General features: G+C 40.4%; 14 protein-coding genes. 10 read left to right on the forward strand and 4 right to left on the reverse strand.

Annotation, left to right across the window (positions count from 1 at the left end; genetic code table 11):
* Nucleotides 1-87: 87 nt before the first annotated feature.
* Nucleotides 88-654, forward strand: coding sequence for a TetR/AcrR family transcriptional regulator (locus F931_RS04300; protein WP_016140214.1), 567 nt, complete (start codon nt 88-90; stop codon nt 652-654).
* Here the strand turns inward: F931_RS04300 and glxK are convergent.
* Nucleotides 651-1,808: a glycerate kinase gene (gene glxK / locus F931_RS04305; RefSeq protein ID WP_016140215.1), complete on the reverse strand. Its 1,158-nt coding sequence runs from the start codon at nt 1,806-1,808 to the stop codon at nt 651-653. The two genes, F931_RS04300 and glxK, sit on opposite strands and share 4 nt — an antisense overlap.
* Before the next feature lie 402 nt (nt 1,809-2,210).
* Here glxK and ydeP point away from each other — a divergent pair, with 402 nt between their 5' ends.
* From ydeP to epmA, 5 genes are all read left to right on the forward strand, one after another.
* Nucleotides 2,211-4,619, forward strand: coding sequence for an FdhF/YdeP family oxidoreductase (gene ydeP / locus F931_RS04310; protein WP_016140216.1), 2,409 nt, complete (start codon nt 2,211-2,213; stop codon nt 4,617-4,619).
* A gap of 77 nt (nt 4,620-4,696) precedes the next feature.
* The gene (gene fdhD, locus F931_RS04315) at nt 4,697-5,482 is read left to right on the forward strand and encodes a formate dehydrogenase accessory sulfurtransferase FdhD (RefSeq protein WP_016140217.1); all 786 of its coding nucleotides are present in this window, start codon (nt 4,697-4,699) and stop codon (nt 5,480-5,482) included.
* Nucleotides 5,483-5,632: 150 nt separating this feature from the next.
* Entirely contained in the window at nt 5,633-6,025 is a 393-nt protein-coding gene (locus tag F931_RS04320) for a YkvA family protein (RefSeq protein WP_016140218.1), read from the forward strand.
* 106 nt (nt 6,026-6,131) lie between these two features.
* Nucleotides 6,132-7,199 carry a 4-phosphoerythronate dehydrogenase gene (pdxB, locus tag F931_RS04325; protein ID WP_016140219.1) on the forward strand — a complete coding sequence of 356 codons (1,068 nt, stop codon included), beginning with the start codon at nt 6,132-6,134 and terminating at the stop codon, nt 7,197-7,199.
* A complete protein-coding gene (gene epmA, locus F931_RS04330) occupies nt 7,196-8,170 on the forward strand; it encodes an EF-P lysine aminoacylase EpmA (protein WP_016140220.1) in 975 nt (324 codons plus the stop codon). Before pdxB ends, epmA begins: the two co-directional genes overlap by 4 nt.
* 56 nt (nt 8,171-8,226) lie before the next feature.
* Here epmA and F931_RS04335 read toward each other — a convergent pair whose 3' ends face one another.
* Nucleotides 8,227-9,216, reverse strand: coding sequence for a Tim44 domain-containing protein (locus tag F931_RS04335; RefSeq protein WP_016140221.1), 990 nt, complete (start codon nt 9,214-9,216; stop codon nt 8,227-8,229).
* Between the two features lie 82 nt (nt 9,217-9,298).
* Nucleotides 9,299-10,687 carry a DNA repair protein RadA gene (radA, locus tag F931_RS04340; RefSeq protein ID WP_005073053.1) on the reverse strand — a complete coding sequence of 463 codons (1,389 nt, stop codon included), beginning with the start codon at nt 10,685-10,687 and terminating at the stop codon, nt 9,299-9,301.
* A gap of 487 nt (nt 10,688-11,174) precedes the next feature.
* On the opposite strand from radA, the gene F931_RS04345 reads away from it, so the two are divergent.
* The 4 genes from F931_RS04345 (at nt 11,175) to dapF (ending at nt 15,067) form a co-directional block, all read left to right on the forward strand.
* Nucleotides 11,175-12,581 carry an amino acid permease gene (locus F931_RS04345; protein WP_016140223.1) on the forward strand — a complete coding sequence of 469 codons (1,407 nt, stop codon included), beginning with the start codon at nt 11,175-11,177 and terminating at the stop codon, nt 12,579-12,581.
* A 140-nt stretch (nt 12,582-12,721) separates the two neighbouring features.
* The gene (lptM, locus tag F931_RS04350; RefSeq protein ID WP_016140224.1) at nt 12,722-12,943 is read left to right on the forward strand and encodes an LPS translocon maturation chaperone LptM; all 222 of its coding nucleotides are present in this window, start codon (nt 12,722-12,724) and stop codon (nt 12,941-12,943) included.
* Between the two features lie 22 nt (nt 12,944-12,965).
* Complete coding sequence (gene lysA, locus F931_RS04355; RefSeq protein ID WP_016140225.1) at nt 12,966-14,216, forward strand: diaminopimelate decarboxylase; 1,251 nt, start codon at nt 12,966-12,968, stop codon at nt 14,214-14,216.
* Nucleotides 14,217-14,221: 5 nt separating this feature from the next.
* Entirely contained in the window at nt 14,222-15,067 is an 846-nt protein-coding gene (gene dapF, locus F931_RS04360; RefSeq protein WP_016140226.1) for a diaminopimelate epimerase, read from the forward strand.
* Nucleotides 15,068-15,154: 87 nt separating this feature from the next.
* Here dapF and yrhP read toward each other — a convergent pair whose 3' ends face one another.
* Nucleotides 15,155-15,778, reverse strand: a complete 624-nt coding sequence (yrhP, locus tag F931_RS04365; RefSeq protein ID WP_016140227.1) for a LysE family translocator — start codon at nt 15,776-15,778, stop codon at nt 15,155-15,157.
* Between the last annotated feature and the right edge of the window lie 31 nt (nt 15,779-15,809).

The raw sequence follows: 15,809 nt of genomic DNA on the forward strand, positions 1-15,809 counted from the left end.
TGTAATCTAAAATATACAGGTTTTGATGTCAATCATAATCAATGTATAATTATAATGAGCAGGGTAAATAAAAGTGGGTGCGCCATCATGAAAGTCAGTAAAACTCAGGTAAAAGAAAACCGAGATAAAATTGTTGAAAAGGCGACTCAACTGTTTCGCAGCAAAGGCTATGACGGCGTCGGTATTGCCGAGTTAATGTCTAGCGCAGGCTTTACCCACGGTGGGTTTTATAAACATTTCAGCTCGAAAACAGACCTTGTTTCCATTACCGCCAAATATGGTCTTGAGCAGGTTTTAAAAAGAATAGAAGGTCTAAACTTAACTCAATTTATTGAAATGTACGTATCTCGTACTCATCGAGACAATCGAGATCAGGGTTGCACTTTAACAGCACTATCTTGTGATGCCGCAAGACAGCCAGATGAAGTGAAAGTCGAATATGAACAGGGCGTCGAGCAGCTTATTCAGTTCATTATGAATGAACGAGCAAAACAAGCTTCTTTAGAAACGGCAGAGTTAAGAAAGCAAGCCATTAATATTCTTGCCCAGTCTGTAGGAGCAATTGCTTTATCTCGTGCATGCCCCGATCAGTCTACGCTTAGCGATGAAATATTAGAAAGTTGTAGAGAGAGCCTGTTAAAGTTAGCCGATTAAACTTTTTTATCTCTCAAACTTGTTTGGCTAAATTGAACTAGCCTCGCAATATCTACTGTTCGCTCATAAATCAGTTCGGCTGCATGTTCGCAGGCGTGTTCTAATGTAATTGGACCATTGGCCAGTGAAAAAACAGCCGTAACGCCGTGCTCATAAAGCGCTTGGTAGCCTTCACCTAATGTTCCTGCAATGACAATAACAGGAACATTGTGCGCTTTGGCAATTTGACTCACTCCAAACACTGTTTTGCCACTTAAGGTTTGTTGGTCAAATTTACCTTCACCTGTAATGACCCAATCTGCATTTGAAATTTTATGGGCCAGTTGGTTAAGTTCGGCGACAACTTCAACTCCAGCTTTAAAATCCGCATTTAAATAACTTTTGGCTGCGAAACCTAGACCACCAGCAGCACCAGAACCCGCTTCATCTCGTTTGTCGTAACCCAAAAGGTGTGCAGAGACATCGGCAAAATGGGAAAGCGCTTCATCGAGTAACTGGACTTGAGCAGGAGAAGCACCTTTTTGTGGTCCAAAAATATGTGATGCACCGTTTGCACCGCAAAGTGGATTAGTTACATCGGCAGCCAGTAAAAACCGTGTGTGCTGAATACGTGAGTCGAAATGTGTTAAATCAACTTTTGAAAGATGACTAAGGGCAAGGCCACCAGCAGGTAAAACGTTTTGGTTAGCATCGAGCAAAACTGCGCCTAAAGCACTGAGCAATCCTGTGCCACCATCATTGGTGGCGCTACCGCCCACAGTTAAAATGATGTCTTTTGCACCTGCATCTAAAGCATCCAAAATGAGCTGGCCCGTTCCAAACGTTGTACTGTGGCAGGCATCACGTTGTGAAGGCGGCACTAACTGTATGCCGCTCGCTTGAGCCATTTCAATCATGGCAATACTTTGATTTTCTAACCATCCCCATTTAGCTTGAACAGGCTGACCTAATGGTCCGACCACGGTTTTTTCACGCCATTGACCACCGCAGACTTCTAAAACAGCTTCAATGGTTCCTTCACCGCCATCTGCCATAGGACATAAAATCGTTTCGGCATGGGGGAAAACTGCTTGCCATCCTTTGGCAATTGCTTGAGCTACGTTTAAAGCAGATAAGCTGTCTTTAAAAGAGTCAGGGGCAATAATGACTTTCATAAGCACTCTAATTCTGATGGGTTTTTAATTGATTTATACTGCTTAATACGAAAAAAGCATAGATAAAACCAAATCAGAGTCAATTTGAAAAATCGGTCTAATCTGTTAAAAATGAAAACCAATAATAATGTTTTTATCTGTAAAAAACACATCCAATAAATTTTTAATTATTTGTTATATATAATTTTTTAAAAATAACACTAATAGACTGAATTATTGTAATTGTAAAGAATATGGCACATATTATAAGCAGGGTTGAGCCAGCTTTTAAAATATTGTGAATAAGATAAAAAGCGTACTCTCCTGACCAGCTAAACAGCAGATTGCCTAGATATAACCATAATTAAATTGTGATTTTATTGAATCTGTTGAGTGTGTAAGAAGAAATAAGAGGATGAAAAAGTGGATAATTCAGAAGAACAAAAGCACATACAGGAAAATAATGGCTTTGCGCGAATTGAGCCATATACTCATCCTGCTGGCGGTTGGGGAGCGCTTCTTAGTGTTGCTCGAAACTTAAAGCGACAAGATATTTTAAAAAAAGGTTCAATTACCTTACTCAACATTAACCAGCCTACAGGTTTTGACTGTCCCGGTTGTGCTTGGCCAGAAAAGAAAGATGCTCATGCATTTAACTTCTGTGAAAATGGCGCAAAGGCAGTTGCTTTTGAAGCGACCAGTAAAACCGTTACTCCTGAATATTTTGCAGGTCACACTGTTAGTTGGTTATCAGAACAAAGTGATTTTTTTCTAGAAGACTTAGGCCGCTTGACCGATCCAGTCCGCTACGATGCTGCAACCGATAAATATATTTCTATTTCATGGGATGAAGCATTTCAGATTATTGCGAAACACCTCCATGCGCTAGACCACCCAGACCAAGCTGCGTTTTATACCTCTGGTCGTGCCAGTAACGAAGCGGCATTTTTATATCAATTGTTTGTGCGAAGCTTTGGTACAAATAACTTTCCAGACTGTTCGAACATGTGCCATGAAACCACAAGTGTTGGCTTACTTGACTCGATTGGTTTAGGAAAGGGCACCGTCACCCTAGAAGACTTTGATTTGGCTGATGCTATTTTTAGTTTTGGACATAACCCCGGAACCAATCATCCGCGTATGTTAGGTACTTTACGAGAAGTGTCTAAACGTGGCGGTAATATTGTTGCGATTAACCCGATTAAAGAGCGAGGTCTAGAGCGCTTTCAAGACCCGCAAGCACCGCTTGAAATGATGACCAATGGTAGTACACCAATTAGTCGCTATTATTTCCAACCTAAAATTGGTGGTGACTATGCGCTAATGTTAGGAATTTTAAAGCACTTAAATGAGTGGGATAAAAAAGCAGTCGCTTCAGGTAAACCCAGTGTTTTTGACCGAAACTTTATTGCGGTTAATACAGTCGGTTTTGATGAGATGATTGCTGAGATCGAGAGAACTGAGTGGGAAGATATTTATAAACACTCGGGGCTATCACCAGAGCATTTAGAAAAACTCGCCCAACTGTTTTTAGAGTCCGAGCGTTCAATTTTCTGTTGGGGAATGGGTATTACTCAACACCGCCACGGAACAGCCAATGTGCATATGTTAGCCAATTTATTATTGGCGCGTGGTCAAATTGGTAGACCGGGTGCAGGGCTTTGTCCAGTTCGTGGGCATAGTAATGTGCAGGGCGACCGCACCATGGGTATTAATGAGCTACCTAGTCCTAAATTACTCGACAACATTGATCGCGTGTTTGGAATTAAATCACCAAGAAAAAATGGTTTTGGTGTGGTCGAAACCATTAAAGCCATGGCTGAAGGTGAGGTCAAAGTCTTTATTGGTTTAGGTGGAAACTTTGCTGTTGCAACGCCCGATACCACCTATACGCAAGAAGCACTTAGAAAGTGTGATTTAACTGTTCATGTTGCCACCAAGTTAAACCGTAGTCATTTGGTGTGTGGTAAAGATGCGCTTATTTTGCCATGTTTGGGGCGTACCGAAATTGATGAGCAGCTTCATGGTCCGCAGGCCATTTCTGTCGAAGATTCGATGAGTAATATTCATTTGTCGGCAGGGCGTAATACGCCAATTTCTGAAAATATTTTGTCTGAACCAGACATTGTGGCAAGAATGGCTGAAGCGGTGCTGCCAGACAGTAAGATCAAATGGAAATGGTACATTGAAAGTTATGACCGTATTCGTGACTCAATTGCCGATGTATTTGATGAGTTCCATGACTTTAATTTACGTGTCTATAAACCGGGTGGATTCCACCTAGAGCATCCGGCCAATCAGCACATCTGGAATACAAAAAGTGGCAAAGCGCAGTTTATAATTACACCGCTGAGTGAAGTCTATGCCGATAAAGAACATCAATATGCTGCTGCATATACCGAGAGTAAAGTTTATACCTTAATGACCACTCGCTCTCATGACCAATACAACACGACGCTTTATGGTCTCGATGACCGTTACCGTGGGGTGTTCGGTCAGCGCCGTGTGTTATTTATGAATCAAGCCGATATTGATGAAGCTGGTTTTGAAGCAAATCAGTGGGTTGATATTGAAAGTGTTTTCTCAGATGGCGTGAAGCGTATTGTGCACAGTTTCCGTATTGTGCCATACAACATTCCACGTGGCAGCTTAGCGGCTTACTATCCTGAAACTAATCCTTTAGTGGCCTTAAGCAGTCATGACAAATATGCCAAGATTCCGGCTTCCAAAAGTGTTCCGGTGATTTTGCATCCCGGTAATGCACCAGAGCACTTCAACTTGGCAACAGCAGTTGACCCTGAAGATGCAGATAGAAAAGTAAGCAGCCTTTAAATCAAAGGCGATATTAACAATATCATCTCAACAAGTGGTGCTATTCAAAGCGCCACTTCAAGATAAAGGAAATTATTTTGACACCAGATTCTTATGGGGTTGAAACATTACAAGTAAAGCGGTTTAAGAAAGCCGAGTCTAAAAGTGTTTTAGATCATATTGTTCAAGAGCATCCGATTGCTTTGGTATATAACGGTATTTCTCATGCGGTGATGATGGCAACACCGACAAATGTCGATTTATTTGCCAAAGGTTTTAGCCTCTCCGAAGGTATTTTAACGAGCTTAAAAGAACTATATGCCATTGAGGTGTATCAAAGTGAATTGGGCATTACGGTTGAAATGACTATTTCATCCAGAGCTTTTACTGCCTTAAAAGAAAGGCGACGTATGTTGGTGGGTCGTACAGGTTGTGGTTTGTGTGGTATTGAAAGTTTAGAGCAGCTTCAGCTCGACATTTCTAAAATTACGATCGAACCTTCCAAAAAGTGGCTTGAGCAAATTCCAGTTGCGATTTCTCAATTAAAAGATCAACAAAAAATTACTGCCTTAACAGGTGGAGCACATGCCGCAGCTTGGGTGGTTGAAGGCAAAATTATAGCTTTATTTGAAGATGTTGGCCGTCACAATGCCTTAGATAAATTGCTGGGTTATTTAGCTCAAGAAAACTATGACACCAGTGCAGGTTTTGTGGTGATGACCAGTCGTGCAAGCTATGAGCTGATACGAAAATGTGCCCAGCTTAATATTGGTTTATTGGCTTCAATTTCTGCTCCAACCAGTATGGCCATTAAGCTCGCAAAAATATCTGGTTTAACATTGGCAAGCTTTTGTCGCGGAGATGATTTTGTTTTATATACATGAGCATAGTGCTTTAAAATATTGATGAAATAAGTTCAAATCAAAAGAATGCTCAAAAATAATGGCAATATACATTTCTATTTTGCCCAATTTTAAGTTAAGCACGAGCTTTATACTTTATGATCAGATGTATGTAGTTCAGAGTGTGTCCCAATGGCTTGGTTGCAGTCTTTAAAAGATTGGGCAAAACGTCTAAAAAAACAAATTATTATGCTTTGGTTTGCATCAAAGCATCCTCAAATGCCGTGGTTACCCAAAATTATTGCTGTGGTGGCTGTGGCTTATGCTTTTAGTCCGATCGATTTAATTCCAGATTTTATTCCCATTTTAGGATTTATTGATGACGCTTTAATTTTGCCCATACTGATTTGGTTAGCGGTTCAATTTACGCCTAAACAAGTCATTTTAGAAGCAGAACAACAAGCTGAAGAATGGCTAGAACAGCAAGAGCGTCGACCTCAAAATTATTTGGTTGCTGTACTCATTATTTTAATTTGGATAACTTTGGCAATGATGGCTTATTTTTATTTTGGTGGTGGGTTGTAATTTATAAACCATCAAAGTTTAGAATCGTGAATTTAAAGGCATTAACATTGTGCTTTGCTACAACTCAAAGGATAATAACGTTTTTATAAGCTATGGGTTGCAGACAATGAAAATCGTCGCAGATGAAAATTTGGCATTTACCGATTACTTTTTTTCTGAGTTTGGCGATATTCAACACAAAGCAGGGCGCACTTTAACTCATGCAGATGTCAAAGATGCTGAAGCATTATTAGTTCGCTCAGTCACCGCAGTGAATGAAAGTTTAATTGAAAATACAGCATTAAAATATGTGGGCAGCGCGACAATCGGCACTGATCATTTAGACATTGCGGCTTTAGAAAAACAAAGAATTACATGGGCTAATGCCGCAGGGTGTAATGCACAGGCTGTGGCTGAATATGTCATTACTGCTTTACTTCATTTAGATGAGAGCCTTTTAGAACAACAAGAAAAATTTACGCTAGGCATTGTGGGTCTTGGAAATGTCGGTAAGCGTTTGGCCTATATGGCCCAGTTACTTGGTTGGAATGTGATTGGTTTTGACCCATATGTGCATTTAGATTCAATTGAAAATGTAAACTTTCAAACTTTATTGCAACAAGCCAATGCAATTTCAATTCATGTACCTTTAACCAAAAATGATGAACATGCCACATATCATCTGTTTGATGAAAAAGCTTTTGCAGCGCTTCAACCGAACACGATTTTAATTAATAGTGCACGTGGCCCAGTCGTTAAAGAAGCCGCTTTAATCGAAGACCTTCAACATACTCAGCGTAAAGTCGTGCTTGATGTATTTGAACATGAACCCGTCATCTCTGAAGAACTTATAGATATGTTGGCTTTAGCAACACCGCATATTGCAGGTTATAGCTTGGAAGGTAAGGCCCGTGGTACGCAAATGATTTATGAAGCGTTCTGCCAAAAGTTTGGATTCGATATAAATAAACGTTTCGAAACTCAGTTGCCTGCATGCGACGACTATTTTTCAGGAAATGATTTAAAAGCAGTGTTAAAGCAAAAATTAGCTCAAATTTATGATGTTGCTCAAGATGATGCCAACATTCGTGCCTGCATTAAAGATGGCAAAGTTGAGCAAAAAGCATTTGATTTATTACGTAAGAATTATCCGCTGCGCCGTGAATGGGCAGCACATGGGGGGCCACAGGCATGAGTTTAAGTTATCAACCAACTTGTTCAATTGATGCTTTAAAGGCTCGTGCTAAGCTTTACACTCAAATTCGTCAGTTTTTTGCTGAACGTGATGTGATGGAGGTCGAAACTCCCATTGTTTCACAAGCAGGTGTCACCGATGTACATTTAGCTTCTGTTCAGGTTTTACGTCATATTAATGGCAAATTGCGAACTCAATATTTACAAACCTCACCAGAGTTTGCCATGAAGCGTTTGCTGGCAAGTGGCAGCGGGCCGATTTATCAAATCTGTAAGGTTTTCCGAGACGATGAACATGGACGCAAACACAACAGTGAATTTACCATGCTTGAATGGTATCGTCCGGGTCTAGACTTAAAAGCTTTAATGCATGAAACCGCTGATTTATTGCAAACCTGTTTACAGCATCGTTTTGGTGAAGTTCGTCCGTTTATTCTAAGTTATAAGCATGCCTTTCAAGATCGCCTAGACATCAACCCTTTACAAGCAACGCTGAAGCAACTCAAAGATACGGCAAATCGTGTGGGGTTAAATCTTGATTTAGGCGATGACCGTTTAGCTTATATGGATTTGTTGTTTTCTCATTTTGTTGAGCCAAGTTTAGGTTTTGATGCGCCTGTCTTTTTAACTGACTTTCCGCCAGAAATGGCGTCTTTAGCAAAAGTAAAAGTAGATGAAGATGGGGAAGAGGTTGCAGCACGGTTTGAGGTTTATATTGAAGGTTTAGAGCTTGCCAATGCATACGATGAATTACTTGATGCAGACGTGTTACGTTCACGCTTTGAAGCAGACAATGCAGAGCGTGCTAAACAAGGCCTTCATGTCATGCCATTAGATGAGCATTTATTATCAGCGTTACCTCATATGCCTGAATGTTCTGGTATCGCTTTAGGTGTAGACCGTTTACTCATGGTTGCCACAGATCAGGTCAAAATTGAAAAAGTAGTTACCTTTCCAGCAGAAATTGCTTAAAACTGACAAATAAAAAAGCCACAAATTGTGGCTTTTTTATTTAAGACGGATTCAAATTAAGCTTGTTGAATACCAGCAACGACCCAGTCTTGCTGAGAACCAACTGGCTTAACAAAGTGCCAGATTTCAGTAAACGGTTGTGGCAAGCTGTTTAAATCTTCACTTACTGTACCAGTGAAGCGTACGCTTACTACGTATTGACCATTTTCAGTCGCACTGTCTACAACCATCGCATTCAAGTTACTAAATTCAGCAACGTCTTGATCTTGGTTTTCCATAATGTCGTTATACATAGAACTATAAAGTTCTGGTGTTAAGTAACGGCGAATCTCTTCAATGTTACTTGCAGTATTCATCGACTGGATGTGATTAAAACGTTGACGTGCAATACGCAAGAACGCAGCAGGCTCAGTACCATCTGGAAGTTGATTGCCATTGCTCGTTGTTGCACCACCAAAAGGCGCTTGGGTTGCTGCACCGCCACCCACAGATTGACCAAAGATATTTGTATTATCTCCAGCATTACGTGGAGCAGCTTGTGGTGCAGCAGAACGGCCAAATGGGTTTTGACCGTCATTATTTGGTGCGTAAGGGTTGTTACCCGCTAATTTTTTTTTTGATCCCAATTTACGGAATACAAAGAAAGCGAGAGCTGCGGCAAGTAAGACCCAAATCCAGCCAGGGATTCCGCCTTTTTTCTCTTCTTGGGCTTGAGCAGCTTGTTCATTTCCAGGTTGTGTTGCTTGCTGTTCAGTTGATGTTGATTTGTCATCAGCTAAAGCATTTGCTGCAACAGCACCTACGGCAGCACCAGCCACACCAGCCGCAACCATTGAACCTACGCCTGGACCTGATCTTTGAGGTGCCGTAGCAGGTTGTTGAGCAGGAGTCACTTGACGAGGTTGTTGATAAGACTGGCTTGAAGTAGTAGAACGTGCCATACCGTGGCTTTTACCACCACCTGCACGTTTAGCTTCAGCAAGAGGAGAAATTGCTAAAGCAGCCATTAAAATACCGGTAATCAAGCCACGCTGGTGTACTTCCATAGGAAATTCCTGTTTAAAGTTAATTTGTAATAGTATTTATGCAGGTATTTACTCTAAATTTCAACCTTAAAAGTATGTTTTTTTATGTCAATTCATCACTGAGTTGCATCGCTTCGGTCAACGCTTCATGCAAGCGGGCAACGGCAATGACTTGAACGCCCGGAATTGCTTTTTGAGGGGCGTTTCCTCTTGGTAAAATGACATATTTAAAGCCATGTTTTGCAGCTTCTTTTAGACGTTCTTGTCCGTTAGGAACTGGGCGAATTTCACCAGAAAGACCAACTTCACCAAAAACTGCAAGCTGTTGAGGTAACGCTTTAGTGCGCAAACTTGAAGCACATGCGAGTAAGACAGCCAAGTCAGAACCTGTTTCGGTAATTTTTAAGCCACCTACAATGTTGACATAAACGTCTTGTCCCGTGGTTTGAACACCACCATGACGATGCATTACAGCAAGCAGCATATTTAAACGGTTTTGCTCAAGACCCAAAGCAACACGTCGTGGTTGTCCTTGAGCATCATCAACTAACGCTTGTACTTCAACTAAAAGCGGGCGAGTTCCTTCACGGCTAATCATAACAATTGAACCGGGAATCGCTTCATCATATCGACTTAAGAAAATGGCAGAAGGGTTGGCAACTTCACGTAGGCCTTTATCAGTCATGCCAAATACGCCAAGTTCGTTCACTGCACCAAAACGGTTTTTAACTGCACGAATCATGCGATAACGAGAGTCTGATTGGCCTTCAAAGTAAAGTACGCAGTCCACCATATGTTCTAAAACACGTGGGCCTGCTAGTGCACCTTCTTTAGTCACATGACCAACAATGAAGAGTGCCGTGCCACTATTTTTTGCATAGCGGGTTAATAAAGCGGCAGATTCACGAATTTGTGAAACACCACCCGGAGCAGATTGGAGGGTTTCTGTATAAAGTGTTTGAATCGAATCTAGAATAGCCACTACAGGTTTTTCTTGTTCTAAAACTTCGCAAATTCGTTCTACACAGGTTTCCGCCATGACTTTTAATTGGTCAGTAGGTAAGTCAAGGCGTTGAGCACGAAGCGCAACCTGAGACAAAGATTCTTCACCGGTAATATAAAGCGCAGAGCTTTTTGCGCTTGCCATATGAGTTGCTGTTTGTAAAAGAATGGTCGATTTACCAATACCAGGGTCACCACCAATCAGCACAACAGAACCTGTCACCAAACCGCCACCAAGTACACGGTCAAATTCGCTAATACCTGTAGGTAAGCGGGTTTCATGCGAAACTGAAACTTTATTTAATGTTGTAATATTCGCGACTTGACCGGCATAGCCTCCAATTTTTGGACGTGCACGGTGAGCAGTGGTCGGCTCAAGTTTGACTTCAGTCAGAGAATTCCATTCACCACACTCTGAGCATTGACCAGCCCATTTAAGATGATCGGCCCCACATTGCTCGCAACGGTAAACAGTTTTGACTTTGCTCATATTCGATTCAGTTGAAAACTTCTTAATTAATAGTAGAAACGGAGTATAACAAAACCAAAATAGAGAATCAGTTTTGAAGTGGAATACATTTTGCTTAATTTAAAACAACGTAAAAATCAGGTCCTTGTCATGTGTTAACTAATCTAAAAGATTAAGATCGAGCAGAGTGTTTTTTATAAACAGATGAAGGACTGAAATGAAATTGAAAATTAGAGAAACAATCAAATTGAGTTGTCTTTTTAATTTAAAAATCAGACCAGTTCAAGTCATGTTTTTAGACCGTAAAGTGCGTTGTATTGCTATGGGCTTGTGCGTATTATCAGATTTAATTGTATGTAGCTTGAAATCATCAGCAATACAGATAAAAATCGGTTAGCTGAAAAATTGTCAAAAAATATACATTTAAAAGATACCTGCAAATGGTGCGATATCGTCTTTTTGATTTTAGCTAACGGACTAAAAAAAATTACTGGAGTGTATTAATAAGATGTCGAATCAAAATCTGAGTGAGTCTCATGAACATGGTGAGCTCCATCGTAGCCTCTCAAATCGGCATTTACAGCTGATCGCGATTGGCGGTGCAATTGGTACAGGATTGTTTATGGGATCAGGCAAAACAATTAGTCTTGCTGGCCCATCGATCTTATTCATTTATCTAATTATTGGTGTGATGGTGTTTTTTGTCATGCGTGCGCTTGGCGAATTACTTCTTTCAAATCTTGAATATAAATCATTTATTGACTTCTCTACAGATTTAATTGGTCCATGGGCCGGTTACTTTGTGGGATGGACCTATTGGCTGTGTTGGATCACGATTGGTATCGCCGATCTGTCTGCAATTATCTATTACTTACAGTTCTTCAATAATGGTCTGCCTTTCACACCTGTTGAGGGGGCGATGATCAGTGTTGCTGCCATTGTATTTATTATGGGTTTAAACCTATTAACTGTACGTCTATTTGGTGAATTAGAGTTCTGGTTTGCGCTCATTAAGATTCTTGCGATTATTATTTTAATCGCTGTGGGTCTATGGATGATCTTTACAGGCTTTACTTCGACTACAGGTGAAGTTGCTTCATTTACTCATCTATGGGCAAATGGTGGTTTCTTCCCAACAGGCGTACATGGCTTCTTGGCAGGCTTCCAAATCGCAATCTTTGCCTTCGTTGGTGTAGAACTTGTGGGAACAACAGCTGCCGAAACGAAAGATCCAGCACGTAACTTACCAAAAGCAATTAACTCAATTCCAATTCGTATCATTATTTTCTACGTATTGGCATTGTTAATTGTAATGTCAGTAACACCATGGAATAAAATTGATCCTGCAATCAGCCCGTTTGTAAACTTGTTCAGTCAAGCAGGGGTGGCAGCAGCAGCAATTTTGATGAACTTGGTGGTGTTGTCATCAGTGATGTCATCAATGAACAGTGGCGTGTTTTCAACAAGCCGTATGTTATTTGGTTTATCTCGTGAAGATCAGGGACCAAAAGCTTTTGGTAAATTGAACAGACGTGCAGTACCTGCAAATGCATTGTATTTCTCTGCTGCGTGTTTATTGTTAGGCGCAGCATTACAGTATTTTGTACCAAATACTGTTGAAGCATTTACGCTCGCAACAACACTTTCAACGATTTTGTTCATTTGCGTGTGGTTACTCATTATCTGGAGTTATATCCGTTACTACACGACGCGTCCTGAGCTACATGCAAAATCAACATTTAAATTACCGGGTGGTCTATTTACATGTTGGATCACGATTATTTTCTTTATTGGCATGATTTACGTGTTGTCTTTAGAACCGGATACGTTCAAAGCGCTTAAAGTCAGCCCAATTTGGTTTCTTATCTTGATCATTGGTTATTTCTTCTTCTATAAACCGCGTCATAAAAAGTAATTAAATTTATTTGGTTATGATCAAACGCTGGCTGAAAAGCTGGCGTTTTTTATGCATATTGTTTTTCTCTTTAAGTTTACTCTTTAGCCGCCTGCATGATCACGGTATACTGCATCGAATTGTTTAAATCAGGTGCTCAGATGCGTCGTGTCATTTGCCTCATCAGTTTATTGAGCAGCAGTATTTTGCTAAGCGCTTGTGGTCAGTCAGGAGCATTACAGCTACCTTCTGATCCGAATTATGACAAACGTGCGAAATACTTGCTCTATCGTAATAAAGAACAGAAACAAGTTGTGCAACAGGATGAACAAGCTGAACAGTCAGTTGAAGCATCAGCCCCAACCCAAACAACATCACCTTAAGCTTTGAAATAAGGACACATTCATGAGTTTCACTCGCATTAATGGAGTATTGCATGCAGAGCAATGTTCTATGGAGCAGCTTGCGCAGCAATTTGGCACACCTTTGTATGTTTATTCAAAAGCAGCTTTTGAAAAACATTACTTAGATATGGACCGTGCTTTTGATTTTATTGATCATCAAATCTGTTTTGCGGTGAAATCTAACTCAAATTTAGCTGTTTTGAATGTATTGGCAAAACTTGGTGCTGGCTTTGATATCGTATCGGGTGGGGAACTAGCACGTGTTTTAAAAGCGGGTGGAGATGCATCTAAAGTTGTTTTTTCTGGTTTAGGTAAAACCGAAGCCGATATCGAAACATCGTTAAATGTAGGTATTGCTTGCTTTAATGTAGAGTCTTATGCAGAGCTGGACCGTCTGCAAAAAGTCGCAGCTCGTCTAGGCAAAAAAGCGCCGATTTCTTTACGTGTAAATCCAGACGTAGATGCAAAAACTCATCCTTATATTTCAACAGGTCTTAAAGAAAATAAATTTGGTATTCCAAGTGATACCGTTTATGAAACCTATCAATATGCTGCATCTTTACCAAACCTTGAAATCATTGGTATTGACTGCCACATCGGTTCGCAATTGACCGAGACTAAACCATTCGTTGATGCTTTAGATCGTGTCATGTTGATGATCGAAGAATTGAAAAAGCTTGGTATCAATCTTAAACATATTGATATCGGTGGCGGTTTAGGTGTTTGTTATAAAGATGAAACACCACCAAGTGTTGAAGAATACGCTAACTCAATGAAACCTGCTTTAGAAAAGCTAGGTCTCAAGGTTTATATGGAGCCAGGCCGAAGCATTAGTGCAAATGCAGGTGCGCTTTTAACTAAAGTGGATTTGCTCAAGCCAACAAGCCACCGTAACTTTGCCATTATTGATGCAGCAATGAATGATTTAATTCGTCCTGCATTATATGAAGCTTGGATGGATATCCAACCTGTGGTGCCAAATTCAGATACTGAAGAAAAAACTTGGGATTTGGTGGGTGCAATCTGTGAAACAGGTGACTTCATTGGTAAAGATCGTTCATTGGCTTTAAAAGAAAATGACTTATTAGCTGTTCTTGGCGCTGGCGCTTATGGTTTTGTCATGAGTTCAAATTACAACACACGTGGACGTGCTGCAGAAGTAATGGTGTCTGGCGACAAAGCTCATTTAATTCGTGAGCGTGAAACGGTTGAGTCGCTTTGGGAAAAAGAAAGATTGTTGCCTGAGGAGTAAATGAAATGTTGTTAGAATTTACTAAAATGCATGGGCTAGGCAATGACTTTATGGTGGTTGATCTAATCAGCCAGCGTGCCTATTTGGATACAGAAACAATTCAACGCTTAGCTGACCGTCATTTCGGTATTGGTTTTGATCAGCTTTTAATTGTTGAACCACCAGATTTACCGGAAGCGGATTTTAAATATCGTATTTTTAATGCTGATGGCTCTGAAGTTGAACAATGTGGTAACGGTGTACGTTGTTTTGCTCGCTTTGTACATGAGCGTCATTTAACAACAAAAACGAGTATTACTGTTCAAACCAAAGCTGGGATTGTAAAACCTGAACTGGGGCAAAATGGTTGGGTTCGTGTGAATATGGGCTATCCGAAATTTTTGCCGAATGAAATTCCATTCATTGCTGAACAACCAGAAGCTTTATATACACTTGAGTTAGCCAACGACCAAAACATCAGTATTGATGTGGTCAATATGGGTAATCCTCATGCTGTCACTATTGTTCCAGATGTATTAACTGCAGATGTTGCTGGTATTGGTCCACAAGTTGAGTCACATAAACGGTTTCCTGAACGTGTGAATGCTGGTTTCATGCAAATTATTGATGAAAAACATGTGCGTTTACGTGTATTTGAACGTGGTGTAGGTGAAACACTTGCATGTGGTACAGGCGCTTGTGCTGCTGCGGTCAGTGGTATGCGCCGTGGTTTACTTGCTAACTCAGTTGAAGTTGAACTGGCTGGTGGTAAGTTACAAATTGAATGGCAAGAAGGTGATGTGGTCTGGATGACGGGTCCGACAACTCATGTATATGATGGGCGTTTGGATTTACGTTATTTTCAAGGTTAATTGAATTACCTAAAAAGAAGCCTCTTTTTATCAGCTAAAGTGATAAAAGAGGCTTTCTTTTATATGTACAATAATTTTTTAATTTAATTACCTTTTACTCAAAGCCAATTTCAAAGCAAACAACACAAAAATACTGCCTGTAATTCGGTCCATATATTTCATAAATTTAGGTTGCTTTAGATAACGTGACAGTGGTTGCATAGCCAAAATTAATAAAATTGACCATAAGGTTCCAATCACCACATGAATCATCACAAGTCCCATCACCCAAGTCACAGCCGATGCTTGCGGCGGAATAAATTGTGGAAGAAATGAAATATAAAAAATCCCAACTTTCGGGTTAAGTAAGTTACCGAAAAAACCTTTAATGAACCAATTCTCTGAAGTAGAGCGATTTGAATGACTTTCTTGTGTGTCTGCAAGTTGGCTTCGGGGTTTTAAAATCATATTTAAACCCAGCCACGCGAGATATGCTGCTCCCATCCATTTCAGAATATTAAAAGCTAAATCAGATGCCATGAGCAAAGCCCCTAGACCACAAGCAACCACAATTCCCCATGCAATACAACCAAGGCTAATACCTACTGCTGCTTGAAATGCTTTAGATTTACCTTCCAGTGTAGCGGTGCGAATGATTAAAGTCGTATCCAGACCAGGAGTAAGCGTAAGTAATGTAATCGCAATTAAGTAAGGAATAAGTATGGTGGTCATGACAGCAGATTTCCGACAAATACTTGAGGTG

It is taken from the genome of Acinetobacter pittii ANC 4050 (assembly GCF_000399685.1).
In the GTDB taxonomy this organism is placed as follows: domain Bacteria; phylum Pseudomonadota; class Gammaproteobacteria; order Pseudomonadales; family Moraxellaceae; genus Acinetobacter; species Acinetobacter pittii_E.

Excerpts from the sequence above, each read along its gene's own strand:
- F931_RS04300 (WP_016140214.1), top strand. The coding sequence starts at position 88 with ATGAAAGTCAGTAAAACTCAGGTAAAAGAAAACCGAGATAAAATTGTT.
- glxK (WP_016140215.1), bottom strand. The coding sequence starts at position 1,808 with ATGAAAGTCATTATTGCCCCTGACTCTTTTAAAGACAGCTTATCTGCT.
- F931_RS04320 (WP_016140218.1), top strand. The coding sequence starts at position 5,633 with ATGGCTTGGTTGCAGTCTTTAAAAGATTGGGCAAAACGTCTAAAAAAA.
- pdxB (WP_016140219.1), top strand. The coding sequence starts at position 6,132 with ATGAAAATCGTCGCAGATGAAAATTTGGCATTTACCGATTACTTTTTT.
- epmA (WP_016140220.1), top strand. The coding sequence starts at position 7,196 with ATGAGTTTAAGTTATCAACCAACTTGTTCAATTGATGCTTTAAAGGCT.
- F931_RS04335 (WP_016140221.1), bottom strand. The coding sequence starts at position 9,216 with ATGGAAGTACACCAGCGTGGCTTGATTACCGGTATTTTAATGGCTGCT.
- radA (WP_005073053.1), bottom strand. The coding sequence starts at position 10,687 with ATGAGCAAAGTCAAAACTGTTTACCGTTGCGAGCAATGTGGGGCCGAT.
- F931_RS04345 (WP_016140223.1), top strand. The coding sequence starts at position 11,175 with ATGTCGAATCAAAATCTGAGTGAGTCTCATGAACATGGTGAGCTCCAT.
- lptM (WP_016140224.1), top strand. The coding sequence starts at position 12,722 with ATGCGTCGTGTCATTTGCCTCATCAGTTTATTGAGCAGCAGTATTTTG.
- lysA (WP_016140225.1), top strand. The coding sequence starts at position 12,966 with ATGAGTTTCACTCGCATTAATGGAGTATTGCATGCAGAGCAATGTTCT.
- dapF (WP_016140226.1), top strand. The coding sequence starts at position 14,222 with ATGTTGTTAGAATTTACTAAAATGCATGGGCTAGGCAATGACTTTATG.
- yrhP (WP_016140227.1), bottom strand. The coding sequence starts at position 15,778 with ATGACCACCATACTTATTCCTTACTTAATTGCGATTACATTACTTACG.